General features: G+C 68.0%; 13 protein-coding genes. 6 read left to right on the top strand and 7 right to left on the bottom strand.

Going from position 1 to position 14055, the window contains the following annotated elements:
• Window positions 1-130: 130 nt before the first annotated feature.
• The gene (locus tag AB0L37_RS03325) at window positions 131-700 is read right to left on the bottom strand and encodes a suppressor of fused domain protein (RefSeq protein WP_365499335.1); all 570 of its coding nucleotides are present in this window, start codon (window positions 698-700) and stop codon (window positions 131-133) included.
• A gap of 275 nt (window positions 701-975) precedes the next feature.
• The gene (locus AB0L37_RS03320) at window positions 976-1455 is read right to left on the bottom strand and encodes a GNAT family N-acetyltransferase (protein ID WP_365499332.1); all 480 of its coding nucleotides are present in this window, start codon (window positions 1453-1455) and stop codon (window positions 976-978) included.
• A gap of 431 nt (window positions 1456-1886) precedes the next feature.
• On the opposite strand from AB0L37_RS03320, the gene AB0L37_RS03315 reads away from it, so the two are divergent.
• Window positions 1887-3128, top strand: coding sequence for a serine hydrolase domain-containing protein (locus tag AB0L37_RS03315; RefSeq protein ID WP_365499329.1), 1242 nt, complete (start codon window positions 1887-1889; stop codon window positions 3126-3128).
• A 288-nt stretch (window positions 3129-3416) separates the two neighbouring features.
• Here AB0L37_RS03315 and AB0L37_RS03310 read toward each other — a convergent pair whose 3' ends face one another.
• Window positions 3417-3623, bottom strand: a complete 207-nt coding sequence (locus AB0L37_RS03310; RefSeq protein WP_365499326.1) for a hypothetical protein — start codon at window positions 3621-3623, stop codon at window positions 3417-3419.
• Window positions 3624-4234: 611 nt separating this feature from the next.
• Between AB0L37_RS03310 and AB0L37_RS03305 the strand changes: the two genes are divergently transcribed.
• From AB0L37_RS03305 to AB0L37_RS03295, 3 genes are all read left to right on the top strand, one after another.
• Window positions 4235-5461 carry a SpoIIE family protein phosphatase gene (locus AB0L37_RS03305; protein WP_365499323.1) on the top strand — a complete coding sequence of 409 codons (1227 nt, stop codon included), beginning with the start codon at window positions 4235-4237 and terminating at the stop codon, window positions 5459-5461.
• 883 nt (window positions 5462-6344) lie between these two features.
• Window positions 6345-6548 (top strand): cold-shock protein, encoded by a 204-nt coding sequence (locus AB0L37_RS03300; RefSeq protein WP_114041062.1) that lies wholly within the window; start codon window positions 6345-6347, stop codon window positions 6546-6548.
• Between the two features lie 954 nt (window positions 6549-7502).
• Window positions 7503-8393, top strand: coding sequence for a LysR family transcriptional regulator (locus AB0L37_RS03295; protein ID WP_365499320.1), 891 nt, complete (start codon window positions 7503-7505; stop codon window positions 8391-8393).
• 79 nt (window positions 8394-8472) lie between these two features.
• On the opposite strand, the gene AB0L37_RS03290 is transcribed toward AB0L37_RS03295, so the two are convergent.
• Together AB0L37_RS03290 and AB0L37_RS03285 are read right to left on the bottom strand one after the other, a co-directional pair.
• A complete protein-coding gene (locus AB0L37_RS03290; protein WP_365499317.1) occupies window positions 8473-8979 on the bottom strand; it encodes a DinB family protein in 507 nt (168 codons plus the stop codon).
• Window positions 8976-9383, bottom strand: a complete 408-nt coding sequence (locus AB0L37_RS03285; RefSeq protein ID WP_365499314.1) for a VOC family protein — start codon at window positions 9381-9383, stop codon at window positions 8976-8978. Before AB0L37_RS03285 ends, AB0L37_RS03290 begins: the two co-directional genes overlap by 4 nt.
• Before the next feature lie 360 nt (window positions 9384-9743).
• Between AB0L37_RS03285 and AB0L37_RS03280 the strand changes: the two genes are divergently transcribed.
• Together AB0L37_RS03280 and AB0L37_RS03275 are read left to right on the top strand one after the other, a co-directional pair.
• Entirely contained in the window at window positions 9744-11114 is a 1371-nt protein-coding gene (locus AB0L37_RS03280) for a hypothetical protein (protein ID WP_365499311.1), read from the top strand.
• Between the two features lie 148 nt (window positions 11115-11262).
• A complete protein-coding gene (locus tag AB0L37_RS03275; RefSeq protein WP_365499308.1) occupies window positions 11263-11745 on the top strand; it encodes a hypothetical protein in 483 nt (160 codons plus the stop codon).
• 136 nt (window positions 11746-11881) lie between these two features.
• Here the strand turns inward: AB0L37_RS03275 and AB0L37_RS03270 are convergent, their stop codons facing one another.
• Together AB0L37_RS03270 and AB0L37_RS03265 are read right to left on the bottom strand one after the other, a co-directional pair.
• The gene (locus AB0L37_RS03270) at window positions 11882-13420 is read right to left on the bottom strand and encodes an ISKra4 family transposase (protein ID WP_365499305.1); all 1539 of its coding nucleotides are present in this window, start codon (window positions 13418-13420) and stop codon (window positions 11882-11884) included.
• 69 nt (window positions 13421-13489) lie between these two features.
• Window positions 13490-14017, bottom strand: a complete 528-nt coding sequence (locus AB0L37_RS03265; RefSeq protein ID WP_365499302.1) for a hypothetical protein — start codon at window positions 14015-14017, stop codon at window positions 13490-13492.
• Between the last annotated feature and the right edge of the window lie 38 nt (window positions 14018-14055).

The raw sequence follows: 14055 nt of genomic DNA, 5'->3' as shown, positions 1-14055 counted from the left end.
GGCGCGAGCCACCAAGACGCTGCTCGGTTTCCAGCGTGATGGCCGCAGGTGAGATGCCCGGCCGTGCTGGGTTCGCACTCCTACACAAACGAGTGTTGCTCGCCCGGTGTCACCCATCAAGGCATCCGAATCAGATCGCGGGCCCGCGCAGCACGTCAGTGGGTACCCACTCGCTTCTCCAGAAGGCTTCAAGCCCACGCTCGTTGATGAACTGCCGCTCCACCTCGTGGATGGGGTACATCCCCTGGACGTTGATCACATCGTGTCCCTCGTGTCCTGGCACACCGACGTCGATGCCCAGGTAGTCCTCTCTACTGAGGACCATCGGAGCGAAAACGCAGAATGCCGTCATGCGCGACTCCGGCACGATTCGCTCCCCGAAGTCAATGGTGCTGCCGTAGGTGAAGGGGCAGGTGCCACGGAGCTGCTCGGCGAGGAAGCCCACCGCGTGGGCCCAGATCACGTCGGTCGAATTCACGCTGAGGCAGAGCTCCGGCGAGCCGTGCTGCCAGTCCGGGTGTTCCACCAGCGACAACCCGTAGGTGAGCGTCGTGAGAAGCCCCTCCGGCAGGTCGTCGTACACGATCTCCGTCACGCCCCGCAGTCCCTGCTTGGTCGATTCGACAGGGAAGAACCGCGGCTCTCTTCCGCCGGAGAGCCGATCAAGATGGGCGAGGTATTTCTCTATGCGACTGGCCACGCGACCAGCCTGCACGATCACGCGGACGCGGACGCGACCGGGGGCGTTGCCGGCGACGCTCCGCGACGGGTCAGCGGTACCTGAGGCTTAAGTTCTGTGCAGTAGAGCAAACCCGTGGTGCCTTGCGTGCCGAGCACGAGGTCGATCGATCGACGAAGGCCGTTCTCCAACTTCACGTCCAGTGACTGCACCGCGATGTCCGCGACCGCCAGGAACAGCAGCTCTGTGAGCCGGAGTACGACCGCTCCTTGTGGCCGCGGCTGCAGGGCCTTTGGCTACTCTGCCGGGTGCCATTCCATGAGGAGGTCGCGCCCTTCTCGTGCCACGGGGCGGAAGCCGGCTTTCTCCCATGCCCGCACTGCTCGCAGGTTGGCCGCGACAGGATCAACGGTCACCCGCCGCCAGCCACGCTCCGAGCACAGATACGTGACCAGAGCCCGAGCCGCGTCAGGTCCCAGGCCCCGTCCCTGAGCGTCAGGGGTGAGAACCATGTCGATGCCGCCCCCGGTCGCATCAGCGTGCCAGTACTGGGCGTAGCCCACCGCCGTGCCGTCTGCGAGTACCAGGTAGGAGCCCACGTGCGGGCGTCGCCGCCCCAGGTACTTCTCGGCGACCTGCTGCCGAGTCAGTGGCATCCCGCCCCAGTTCTCCACGAAGTCGGGATCGGCGAACCATGAGGCCAACAACTCGAGGTCGTTCTCGGTGGTCGGGACGAGCCGCGTCAGCACACCGTCGAACGCAACGTCACCGGTCAACGAACAACCCCCATCAGAGAACTCGCCCGCCCTGAAAGATCAATAATCACTCGGCGTACGGGGCCACAACAAGTGGGCCAGAGCCCTTCCTCGGAGTCGTTCGACGATGACTTTGGGGGTCCCCCCACGCAGTGGCCCCGCGATCGGCCTCCGACACGAGGGCGCGTTTTCACGGCACCGTGACCGTCGCGGCCCTGGGCCTCTGGCTCCCCGACCACGATCTTGCCGACGTCACAGATGTGGGGGCGACCGCGTCCAGCTTGGGATTCCAGGCCGCTCGTACTCGGCTGTTCGAACCAGAGTGGTTCCCCGAACTCCGAGAGCTGCCGGGGGGTAACCCCACCCGCAAGCCGGTGGCTTGCGGTATCCCGGACCCGGACGTTGATCAAAAATACTGGGCTCAGTCGTCGCCACCACCCGAGGAGTCCTTCATGTATGAGCACCCGCACGCGGTCGACGAGGCGCGTTCGTCCAAGCGCGGCGGTCCCCGGCCGCCGGGCCGCAGGATGCGAGTCGCCGCAGCCGGGGTGATGGCGGCCGCCGTGATGAGCGCCGGACTCACCCTGCCCGCGTCGGCCGAGAGCCCCCGGGCCACGACCGCCGCGGGGGCGGGACACGAGGCCACCCGGAAAGCCTTGGAGTCGATGGTCCGCGACGGGCCGCCCGGTGGCATCGTGCTCGCCGAGACGGGGCACACCGCCTGGGCGCATCGTGCGGGCACCGCGGATCTGTCGACGGGGCGCAAGCCGCGTACCGATGGCCGGTACCGCATCGGCTCGATCACCAAGACGTTCGTGGCCACGGTGATGCTCCAGTTGGAAGCTGAGGGCAAGCTGAGTCTGGAGGACACGGTGGATCACTGGCTGCCGGGTCTGGTGACGGGGAACGGCAACGACGGCAGCAAGATCAAGCTCCGCCAGCTCCTGAACCACACCAGCGGCCTCTACAGCTACACCGACGACGAAGGCTTCAAGCGGCAGGAGTTCAGCACCGCCTTCCTCCAGCACCGCTACGAGACCTGGACACCCCGGCGCATCGTCCGGCTCGCCATGGCGCACCGGCCCACCTTCGCTCCGGGTGACTCCTGGGGCTACTCGGACACCAACTACGTCATCGCCTCCATGGTGATCAAGAAGGTCACCGGCCGTTCCTACGCCCACGAGATCGAGGAACGTATTCGGCGCCCCCTGCACCTGAACTCCACCAGCGTGCCGGGCAACCGCGTCGGAGTCCCCGGCCCCAGCGGACGCGCCTATTCGAAGCTGACCGGTGAACTCGCCGGTCCGGGCGAAGCCGACGGCGCTGTCTACGACGTCACGGAGATGAACCCCTCCTTCGCGGGCGCTGCCGGAGAGATGATCTCCAACAACCGTGACCTCAACCGTTTCTACCGGGCCCTGTTCTCCGGCCGGCTCCTGAAGGAGCGTGAGCTGAAGCAGATGATGACGACCGTGGAGATCAAGGGGCTGCCGAACTTCTCCTACGGCCTGGGACTGATGAAGATGACGCTGGCGTGCGGCACCGAGGTGTGGGGGCACAACGGCGGCATCCAGGGCTCCATCTCGCAGACCATGGCGACGGCGGACGGCGATCACGTGGTGTCGCTGAACTTCAACGGCGACTGGAACGTCCACGAACAGCGGGTCGTCGACGCCGAGTTCTGCGGCGCCTGACTCTCTGGCACATATCTTTCCGATCCGGCGGAGTCACCAGATGCGGTGCTCCCCCCCCACACACACAAGGCGTCCAGGCCATGGCCTGTCACGGACGTCGGCGGCGGCCGATGCGACGCTCCAGACGGGCAGGGGACACCTTGGGGTGTGCCGCGGTGCAGGAACGCCGTCGGACGGATCGGGCCGGCATCCGCGCCCGGTGTCGTAGACGTGCGTCCCTTGGTGGTCGCCTGGGTGGACTCCGCAATGGAGAGGGGTCCCCGCTCGGCTCCCGACGGCCCCGGCCCATCACGCAGCGTGCGTGCGGGGCGGTTGGTCGTCGGTCACGGAGTCGGGCGCTGGGCTGCTGATCAGCCTCAGGTGACGGCGCCGCTGCCGACGGGCGTGGCGTGGGGAGGGTGGATGGACCGGCGCGAGGATCCGGTCCTCGACGCGGTCGAGGCCGAAGAGCAGGAGGGCGAGTGTGGGCAGGAGCAGCACGGCGACGACTATCACGGCGAAGGTCCCTCACGGTCGGCTGTGCTGTCCGGATGCCCGGTACGGGGCAAATTAGGGGTATGGGCATGTGAAGGAGATGTGACGCGTTCAGTGGTGCCGTGCGAGCGACGGGAGAGAGCGCGGCGGAGGGTTTGATTGCTGCGGGCGCGGTGAGATGGTGCCGTGCGGCCTCGGGACGCCCTTGCCGGGTGGCCCGGTGGCTTGTCCTCGCGCGTGTCCGGTAGTTGGGGCTGCCGGCAGCGCACCGCGTCGGCCCCGTCCTCTTCCGAGGGCGGGGCCGACGCAGCTCGCGGCGGAGCCGCAGCACCTCAGGGGCGGGGCCGGGCAGGGACGCCAAGCCGCTCGGGCCCGGTAGGAGGCGGGCTTTCACGCTCGCCCGGGCAGTGACATGGGCCATCAACGGGTCGGGGCAGGCCCCGTCCTGGAGGGAGGGCCGTCCAGCCGCAACAGCTGCCGAGAAGACCGGCGGACCTGGTGCGCAAAGTGCCGGTGATGCAGCCCGGACGCCGCTGACCGCAGCGCACTCGAGACTGGCAGAGCGAGCCGGATACGGCGGCCGAATTTATGGTGGGTACTCCAGGGTGTTCTCGTAGGGCAGGCAGGCGGTCATGGCGGACCCGGAGATCGACTACGCCGCTGTGTTCCGGGCACTGCCGGGCATGGTGGCGCTATTGACGCCCGACCTGCGCTACGTGGATGCCAACGAGGAGTTCCAGCGCGTCTCCGGGCGGACGCGCGATCAGCTGGTGGGCCGCTATCTCTTCGACGTCTTCCCGGACAACCCGGACGACGAGGGGGCCAGCGGTGTCAAGAATCTTGCGGCCTCATTGGAGCGCGTTCTGTCGACCGGAGCGCGCGACACGATGGCGTTGCAGCGCTACGACGTGGAATCAGTCGAGCGGCCCGGCGAGTGGGACAAGCGGTACTGGAGCCCGGTCAATGCCCCGGTCCTCGATGAGGACGGGCAGGTGATCCTCCTCCTCCACCGGGTGGAGGAGGTAACGGAGCTGATCAAGGCGCGCGGTGCGGCCGGAGGAGACAGTGCCCGCCGGCTGGAGGCCGAGCTCTACATACGCGCCCGGGAACTCCAGGAGGTCAACGAACGGCTGCGCAAGGCTCACGCCCGCGAACGCGAAGTGGCGCTCGCCCTCCAAGAGGCGATGCTGCCGGCCCCGGGCCCGGTGGGGCATCACCACGCGGCGGTGCGCTACCGACCGGCGCTCGGCTCGCTGAACGTCTGCGGCGACTGGTACGACCTCGTCGACCTTCCTGGGGATCGCATCGCGGTAGCCGTGGGGGACGTGGTCGGTCACGGACTGCGAGCTGCCGGGGTGATGGGACTGCTGCGCAGCGCGCTCAGCGCGGCGTGCCGGGTCGCAGACGGCCCGGCGCAGGCCCTGGACGTCCTGGGGTTGTACGCCCGCAGCGTGGAGGGCGCGCAGAACACCACAGCCGTGACGGCATTCATCGACTGGGACACCCACCTGCTGACCTACAGCAGTGCCGGCCATCCGCCACCCGCGCTCCTCCGTCGTGGGGGGAAGGTCGAGTTCCTCGACGGGGCGACAGACCCGCCACTGGGCGCCCGCCCCGATCACGAACCCCGACCGCAGGCGCAGACGCGCTTCACCGAGGGCGACACGCTCGTCCTCTACAGCGACGGGCTGATCGAGCGCCGCCACGAGGATATCGACAGCGGCCTGGCCCGACTCGTCGGTTCACTCGTACGACACCGCGCTGCCACGCCGGAGGAACTGGCCGACGCCGTCCTGCGGGAACTCATCGCCCCAGCCGGCGCCACCGACGACACGGCCCTCGTCATCGTGCGCCTTTGACTCTGTCGCCGGGCACCCGGCGCCGCGCTGGACCGGGTCGCGCTCCATCGTGTGGCAGGTGTGCGGCCTGATGGTGTCCGGACTCCAGTTGCTCGGCGTCGGCGTTATCGACGAGGGCGAGGTGTTCGCGCCGACTGCCACGGGCGACGCTCTGTGCGGCGCCCACATCGTCGAGCGCGACACGGTGATCGTTGGCGTACGGGCGAGAGCGGCGAGATCGCGGCCGCGATGCTCGGTGCGGCCCTCTGACGGAGCCGCCCGCTTGCCCCCCGTCCTCGGCAGTTCGGGCGGACAGCCGCGACGACCGAACCAGGAGCAGTACCTGCCACGTCGACTGCCTTCTTCCTCTCAGCAGGTGTTGATGGAGTCCAGCAGGTCGGCGTTGAGCTGTTTCTGATGCGTGATGTACATACCGTGACTGCCGGTCCTGGATGGCCTCGGGCAGCTCGTACGAGCCGACGAGGAGCACGGCGAGGAGACCGGCAGGATGATCAGCGCGCGGACAGGGAGGGTGCCTGATGCTGAGGGCCGTACGCGGCCTGCTGGCCGTACCGGAGTGAGGACGTCACCAGGCCGTCGCGGCGGAGGCCTCCCACACTGATGCGACCGAACGACCTCCACGGTCGCGCAGTTGCGACGACGACCGTCGCCAGGACGTCTTCCGCTCGCCCGGCACGCGCATTGGTGTCCGGCTGGCGTAGCGAAAAGAAGCGTGAAGCGGGGCTGTCCGGGTAACGTCGGGTTAGCAGTCATGGTTCGAAGTACCGCCCGTGAGCGCGCCAGTTCACGGGCAGCTTGCTGTTCGCAGTCTCTGAGGACCAGGACGATCACCTTCGGTTTCCGCAGGGTGCGGGAACCGGCATCGAGTCTCCTTGGAGGACAGATGGCTACGGGCACTGTGAAGTGGTTCAACTCGGAAAAGGGCTTCGGCTTCATCGAGCAGGAGGGTGGCGGCCCGGACGTCTTCGCCCACTACTCGAACATCGCCGCCCAGGGCTTCCGTGAGCTTCAGGAAGGCCAGAAGGTCAACTTCGACGTCACGCAGGGCCAGAAGGGCCCGCAGGCGGAGAACATCACGCCTGCCTGATCTTCACGCCATGACGCCCGCCCCCGTCTGTTCGGGAGGCGGGCGTCGTGCGTGGGCGTACCAGGGGGAGGGGCAGTTGCTGGACCCGTTCGGTCATCGGTGGGGGCTGACGCAGCGTCTCCGTGACGTGTCGCAGGCCGATCTCCAGGAGCTCACTACCGAGGCGTTCTCGGAACGCGGCTGACGGTTGACACGAACACTCTGGGGTCTGATCAGGGTTGAGGCAGCCCCTGAATAGGATCACCCGCATGACTCAGGGGTCCGGAACGGAGCAACAGGCCGTAAGGCGGCAGAAGTTCACTGGCATGCGCCCGACGCAACCGCCGCCGACCGGAGCGGATGCTCTTGAGGTGACCAGCCACTACCTGGAGCATTTCAGGAGGGAGTACGCCCCGCGAGAGTCCGGGGCGAGCATGAGGCGCTGGCCGGCGAGCCCGCAAAGTCGCCTTGGGCCGCCCGTGGTGCACATGCTGTTCCACCGCCGCCGCACGTGCTGCAGGGTGCCGAGGACTTGGCAGAGGCTCAGGCCGGGCCCGGTGGTCTGGAGTGCAGCGGACGGAGGGTAAGGAAAGCCTGGGCGGGAGTGACGACCCGAACACGCAGATCAGCCCACGGGGAAGGGTGCCTCCTACCGCCAGGTCAGAGGCCCCCGACCGCCTGGTCCTCCTTCAGCCGGACAGACAACTCAGCAGCCTCGGCCGGAGTTGGTCCGCTCGTTGTCGGGTCGCGGCCTTGTGCGTCTGCAGCTCTTCCGCCAACGGCACCACGGCGCCCCTCCTCCACCGCGCCGCGTCTTCCCAGCTCAGCTATCCGGAAGCAGCCGCACCCCGTCCGGTTGCCGCGGTCCTGGCCCGGCTATGTGAGTGGTCGGCTACAGGCCCAGCCATCCGTACAGCGCGGGTCGCATGATCAGATAACCCCGGAGTTATCGGCGACGACCGGTGGGGGACGGCAGTGGAGCTGCGGGATATCGAGATCTTTCTGACGTTGGCCGAGGAGCTTCACTTCGGGCGGACGGCGCAGCGACTTCATGTGACTCAGGCGCGCGTGAGCCAGTCTCTTGCCAAGCAGGAGCGGCAGATCGGCGCTCGCCTGTTCACCCGCAGCAGCCGCCACGTCGAGCTGACGCCCATCGGAGCCCAGTTGCACGAAAGCTTCCGCGTGGGCTACCAGCAGATCTGTGACGGGATACGGGACGCGTCCGCCGCCGCCCGCGGCGCCAGGAGCACGCTCACGCTCGGGCTGCACGGGCCCCAGGCCCACGACCAGGCCGACCTCCTTGACCTGTTCCGCAAGCGGCACCCTGACGTAGAACTGCGTATCAGGGAGATGAACTTCACCGATCCCTTCGGCCCGTTGCGCGACGGCACCGTCGAGGTCGCATCCGCCTGGCTGCCCGTTCGAGAGTCCGACCTCACCGTCGGCCCCGTGATCGACGCCGAACCGCTGCTGCTCATGGTGGCCACCGACCACCCGCTGGCGCTACGGGACGAGGTGGGCATGGAGGATCTCGCGGACTGGGTTCTGCCGTACTCGGGGCCGCCCACTCCCGAGTACTGGTTGCAGACGCTGGTGCCCACCCACACGCCCAGCGGACGACCCATCCGGCGCGGACCGAAGGTCACCACCTTCCAGGAAGTGGCCGCGGCTGTGGCTGCAGGCCACGCCGTGAGTCTCGTCCACGGGGACGCCGCTCGCTACTACCGCTGGCCCGGCCTGCGCTACCTGAGCCCCCACGACGCCCCCATTGGCCAGTGGGCTCTGATCTGGCCGACCGCATCCGAGACTGACCTCATCCGAGCTCTGGCGCGCGCGGCACGAGAGACCGGTCCGCGCACGGGCTGAGGCCCAAAGGCTGCCCTGGGGGGTTGCTGTGGCCCGGAGGGAGGTCTGCCCGGCCGCGGTGGCGTGGCCGGCGGCGGTGTCAGGTGAGGACCATCCATTGCCGTCCGTCGAGGAGTTCTCGCGCCGTGTCGAGGTGACCTGCATGGCAGGCGGTCTCGGTGATGACGTGGAGCAGGACGTCCCGATGGGTGTGCAGGTGTGGCTCGCCGAAGAGGTGGTGGGGCCACCAGGCCAGGGGAGCGTCCAAGGGAGTGGCGCGGATGATGGTGTCCGCGAGGCCGGTCTGTGCGCGGTACTGCTCGAGCACCTCGGCAGCCGGAACCTCTGCGTCCACCTGCCAGGCGTCGCCGTCGTCGCTCAGCGACGTGATGACGTCCTTCTCGCCGCGTACTACCGCGCGGAACCAGAACCGCTCGACATCGAGGGCGAGATGCTGGACCAGGCCTAGGCAGTTCCAGCCGGAGGGCAGCACGGGTTGGCGCAGGGCATCGGGTCCGAGGCCGTCGAGTATGCCCAGCACGTGGCGCCTCTGTCCTTCCAGGACCGGCAGGAGTGTCTGGATCTCGGGGTTCGGCGTCGCGGTCACTGGGCGATTTCCCAGATGTGGCCGCCGGGGTCACGGAAGCTGGCGGTCCGTATGCCCCAGGGCCGGTCCATGGGGCCGTTGAGCAGGGTGACGCCACGGGTGGTCAGTTCCGTGCACATCGCGTCCACGTCGTCGACGGGCAGCGTGAGTTGGAGGCGGGAGCCGACGTCGGGCTGGGCGACGCGGGCGGGTGCGATGAGCTCGGGCGCTGCGGTGGCTGTGAGCAGGTTGATGATGGTGTTGCCGAATTCGAAGACGGCCGAGTTGTCGTTCTCGAAGGCCACCGGCAGTCCGAAGACCTCTTGGTAGAACTGCTTCGTGGCGTCGAGATCCTCGGTGAAGAGAGTGATCGCGCTGATGCCTGTGGGCCATGCGGGAGTGCGAGTGCGAGCTGTGTCTGTCACAGCTATAGGACTATCCACGAGCGTGCGGGACACGTACAGAGGTGGAGCGGAAAGATCCTCGGGCCACAGGAACGGGGCATCCCCGTGCCATCACACCGAACGTTCAAGGAAGCGCCCGCGGCAGGTCCACCCGCGCCTCCCGTTCTCGTCATTGATAACTCCTTGGTTATCTGACGATGCGAAACCCGTCATTGTTGACGCTGGGCTCGCAGGGCAAGCTGAGGCGCGAACATGCCAGGCGGAAAGGCCTGCAACGGCAGGTCAAGGCGCCGGATGAGTCTCGAGGCGACGCCCCGAAAAGGGGCATGCCGGCAGTTTCGTGGCGACTGTGCCGCCTGTGCGGGCGCGCGTCGTTCCCGCGTGGGGACGGCGTCGTACCAGGGAACGGGGGATTTCGTGCGCAGCGCTCGATGGTCGGTCGTGGGCGTGATCTGCGGGACTTTGACAGGTGTGATCCTGCTGGCCGGTTGTTCCGGTGACTCGGCGGACGGCACCGGTTACCGCCGCCCGGTGCGGGACGAGGCATCGGCAGTTCCCGCAGCCAAGGCCTATGACCCGCCGCGCAAGTTCACCGGCGGCGGGGTGCGGCTGTCGGCCACGGAGGCCGAGCACACGGAGACGACGCTGTGGAAGACGAAGGCGTTCGTCCTGACCGAGACCGGCCTGAGCGCCTACGACACACGGGGCAGCGGCGGTCCGGCGTGGTCCGTGAGGAAACCCGCGGGCATGTCGACCGGCGTGGACGAGCGCGCACGCGTGTGGGAGAGCACCCAGCCATCCGTGGTCCATCAGGGCGGACGGACTCTGGTGCTGTTCGCCTACCAGAAGTACACCGACGGCACGGGCACGGCCAAAGGAAGGTCCACGGTGAGCCTGCGGGCCGTGGACGCCGAGAGCGGCAAGGCCGCTTGGACGGTCGCTGTCCCGACGCCCAAGGGGATGAGCTTCAACTCGGACTCCAGTCCGTCCGTGGTCGGGGTGGAAGACGGCATCGCCGTGCTGACTGCCCGCACCACCCCCGACTTCGACGACGTGTATGACGACCCGCGCAGCATGGTCACCTACGGGATCGATCTCGCCGCGCGCCGCGTCGACTGGCTGGAAAGCGGGTTCGGGGCGCGGGTGGTCGCCGACGGCGTGATCGCCGGCGAGCAACTGCCCCGGCAGGCGGAGATCGGCGACGTGAAGTGGACCGCTCCCGACGGAGGCATGCGCCTGGTGGGCCGGTCCGTCAGCGACGGGACGGTGCGCTGGAAGGACTCCCGCAACCTGTTCGGCCTGAAGATCGAGAGCATGGGCGCCGGCCTGATGTCGGTCGACATGGTTCTGGAGTTCAAGGAGAACCGTCAGACCTACGCCCTGCTCGACGCCGCGACGGGCAGGCGTCCCGCGCGGATGACCGAGGCCGGTGAGCGCGACTTCGCCTACGAGGGGCGCTCCTGTGTGTACGACGAGCGCTCTGTCATTGTCTGCGGATCTGCGGACCACAGCCTGGCAGCCCTGGATTCCCGGACGCACACGGTGCTGTGGGAGATCAACGAGGACGACCCCACCCGGGACGTGCCCGCACTGAACAGTGCCTGGCACGGGGCGGTCTACGTCGGCGCCGGCGTCATCCTCGATGCACGGACCGGCAAGGACGACGGCACGTTCTCCGCCGGATACCTGACGCACGTAAACGAGTACGGCGGTCTGGACATGGACCTGACGGTCTACGAGGCTGCAGGCTGACGCGGGAGTCCGGCATCCGGGGCGGTCGAAGGGCCGGAGGATGGAAGCATGCCCGTAGCGGGATGCACGGTGAGGCAGTGTGGGGGAGACGCGCGTGAGGAATCGTCACGCCAGAACGGTGCGGATGCTCCGTAGTGCCGGTGCGGCCGTGGCTCTGTCGCTGCTGGCGGCGGGATGCAGCCCGCCGGAACTCCAACTGGTGGCCGTCAGCAAAAGCCCACAGGGCGACGTGCTGGCCCTGCTGCGGCCCTGTTCCAGCGCCACTCACATGGAAGAAGTCAGCATCCAGCACGTCGCTGATGAGACGGTCGGCGCGGAGCCCGAAGCCCTGGACCACTGGTCGGCCACGCCACCCCAGTCGATCACAGGAGAACAGCAGATCAGCCTCTACGAGCCGCCGAAGAACTGGCACGGCCCCGCACAACCTGCCAGGAAACTGTCTTCGGCCGGGTTCTACTCAGTGGACTTCATCGTCGGACGGAAAGACACGCAGTCCATCATCGTGAAGTACCGCGGGATCGGAACCTTCAAGGCCGCAGACATCGACGGCCTGGCCCCCGGACAGTGGTGGGCCGATGGAAAGGTCATGAGCCGCTCCCAGTTCCGGGAACACGCCGACGACATCTGCTGACCCTCACCCGCCCGCGAAGAGCAGCTCGCCCGCGCAGCCCGCTGCCGGACCGGCCCGCCCGGGCTCCTGCTGTGCCGTCGCCGGCAATGGGCCATCCCCGGAGTTGGGTGTGGATCCTCTGGAGTGATGGTCGGGATCAAGCGGTGAGGCGGTAGCTCTGCTGGTCAGGGCTGGCGTAGAGGCGTTGATGTTCGCGGGCGGTGTGGAAGGTCCAGTAGTCCTCGAAGTCGCCGTTCGTGATCAGTGCGCGAAGTTGAAGGACGGCTTCGGCCCCGTCAAGTCCCCAACGGGCGCCGGTGATGTCGAGGCGGTCGGCGATCAGGTGTCGGCAGGCGCCTTCAACGGCGCCGGTCGCGATCGGCCAGCCGGCCGCGAGGGCGGTGTCGTAGTGGAGCTGATCGAGGTGACCGTTGAGGTAGCGGGCGCAGGTGGTGACGGCGTCGCGGCGGGTGGCCGGAAGCTGTTCGGCCGTGGCTTGGGCGGTCATCTCGGCGGCTGCGCGGCCGGCTTGTCCGGCAAGGATCGCGGTGAGTTTGTCCGCGGCCCAGGTCTCGGCCTGGCGGCTGCCGACTGGATGGAAGGCATGTGCGGCCGCCCACGTGTACTCCGCGACGTGCACGAAGTCGAGAAGGACATGGATCTGGATGCCGCGGCGGGCGGCTTCGGCCTGGATCAGGTCGAGTTGGTGGCGGGCGCCGTCGACGAGCACAATCCAGTCCCGCAGATGCTGCGGGTCGCGGGAGACTGCCTGGGCGAAGGCGTCATGGACGACTTGCTCCGGGGAACGGATCACCGAGGCGGTGCACCATTTCCGCTGAGCTTTCGGACCAGGCCGCACCGGCCGGGCTTCGCTGCGGCCGCCGGGTGGATGAATGATGTCGTGCGGCCGACGCGAGGCGGGAACGGTGTCGAAAACGCAGGCCACCGTTGCCATCCTCTTGCGGTTGGGCTTCTCGCCGGGGGAGAGGCGTCCGCGCCGCCCGGCCGCCGCGCTCTTGGCCGCCGCCCGCCGGGTGGCCTCGCGCAGGGCCTCGGGGCGCATCACGACTCCCTTCCCATCGACCTGGATGACCAGGGGCATCTCGCGGGTGCACGGGGTGGGGATCTTCGCCGCGTAGTAGGCGGCGATATCGATCGCGGAGGCGACCAGCAGTTCTTTGAGGCGGCGCTTGCCCAGCACCTTGCCGCATCGTCGATCGATCGCGGCGGCGGCCTGGTCGTACGAACCGCGGACTGCTTCCAGGGCCGCGAGCCGGGCCAGTCCTCGTGAATGCCGGCCAGCGGGCAGCGACAACGCTTCGTCCGCTGGATGCACGTTGGCAAGGCCCCGGCCGCGATAGGCGATCCGGGACACCCGAACCGGCCCGAACACACAGGTCAGCAGGCGACGGTGGCCCGTCTCCCGCCAGGTCCGCGGTTGTCCTTCGGGACCGAGTAGCAGTGGATGCCCTCCGTCCGCTCGCACCGCGGCCTCTTCCTTCCTGGCTCGCTGATCGAGGTGGTTCTGCATCAGCTGCCGCAGCAGTTCGCGTCCCAGCTGTTCGAGCTGCACTTCCAGTTCGTCATGCGGCATGTCCGCTGCCGGACCGTCGGCCAGCGTCGATATGAGGCGTTCGAAGGCAGCACGGGAGGCGGAGTACGGATCAGGCTCGGGTAAGGCGTCATACGGTTCCATCGAGGGCTCTTCTTCGGGAGTGATTCGTTCTGGTTGGCACCTACGAATCTACGAAGAAGAGCCCCTTGGTCACTGGGAGTTGGTCCGCTCACGTCCCGGACCTTGTCGGGCGAGGGTGAACTGTCCCGGTGCGTCCTCGTCCAGCCAGCCGCGCTCGACCAGACGTTTCAGCTTTCCCCGGGTCCCCTCGATCTTCCCGGTCGTCGTCGGCAAACCGATCCGCGGCACGAGCTGCTTGGCCTGCAGCGGCCCTGGCGCATCAGCGATGATCTCCACGATGTCCCGGTACACATCCGGCAACACCGCCACGACCAGCCCTTCACGCCACGGCGGGACCATCATCACCCCAACACCATGGGGCGCCGACGATTCATTCGTCTCCGTCGCACCGCCCGCCGCCGCGTCCGGTTCGGCCTCCGCGGCCGACAGCTCCGCCAGCACCTGCGCGACGGTCTCCCGCGTGATCTCCAACCGCGATAGATCCTCCCGCGCCTTCTCCAACCGCAGGGCCAACTCCGCCGACTCCGCCTGGAGTTCCTCGACTTGGCGCCGAGCTGCGGCCTCTCGTGCCCGAAGCTCTTCCGGCAAAGACACCATGGCACCCCACCTCCACTCTGCAACGGTAGAAGCAAGTC

This window comes from Streptomyces sp. NPDC052225 (assembly GCF_040679615.1).
Lineage (GTDB): Bacteria > Actinomycetota > Actinomycetes > Streptomycetales > Streptomycetaceae > Streptomyces.
This window is presented reverse-complemented; position numbering and strand designations above follow the sequence as displayed.

Excerpts from the sequence above, each read along its gene's own strand:
- AB0L37_RS03315 (WP_365499329.1), top strand. The coding sequence starts at position 1,887 with ATGTATGAGCACCCGCACGCGGTCGACGAGGCGCGTTCGTCCAAGCGC.
- AB0L37_RS03305 (WP_365499323.1), top strand. The coding sequence starts at position 4,235 with ATGGCGGACCCGGAGATCGACTACGCCGCTGTGTTCCGGGCACTGCCG.
- AB0L37_RS03300 (WP_114041062.1), top strand. The coding sequence starts at position 6,345 with ATGGCTACGGGCACTGTGAAGTGGTTCAACTCGGAAAAGGGCTTCGGC.
- AB0L37_RS03270 (WP_365499305.1), bottom strand. The coding sequence starts at position 13,420 with ATGGAACCGTATGACGCCTTACCCGAGCCTGATCCGTACTCCGCCTCC.
- AB0L37_RS03265 (WP_365499302.1), bottom strand. The coding sequence starts at position 14,017 with ATGGTGTCTTTGCCGGAAGAGCTTCGGGCACGAGAGGCCGCAGCTCGG.